The organism is Mesorhizobium sp. M1A.T.Ca.IN.004.03.1.1 (assembly GCF_003997555.1).
Classification (GTDB): Bacteria; Pseudomonadota; Alphaproteobacteria; order Rhizobiales; family Rhizobiaceae; genus Mesorhizobium.
The window spans coordinates 1-263 of sequence record NZ_RZTV01000487.1; the positions used below are offsets into that span (position 1 = coordinate 1).

At 59.7% G+C, this 263-nt stretch carries 1 pseudogene; it reads right to left on the minus strand.

Features of this window, described 5'->3' with window-relative positions:
- Window positions 1-106: 106 nt before the first annotated feature.
- A pseudogene (locus EOD29_RS37650) lies at window positions 107-226 on the minus strand (prolyl aminopeptidase); the annotation flags it as partial.
- Window positions 227-263: the final 37 nt, after the last annotated feature.

The window sequence follows — 263 nt, forward strand, 5'->3', positions numbered from 1 at the left end:
GCGCCGGGCGATGGCGTGTGGTGCGCGGGGTAGGAGAGGCGGAAAGGTACGAATCGCCCGGTCCGCGACTGGAGAATCGCAGGCCTCATCGACTTCACCGGCAAAATTATTTTTGAGGAAATTCGCGAAATTGGTCGGTAGCGGCGACGATCGCCGCGCTCATGTCGGGATGTCCGGTGGAATAGGCGGCGCGCGGTAGTATCCTGAGTTCACTTTGCGGCCAGGCGGACCTTATCCATCATATCCATAGCGAAGGGAAGACC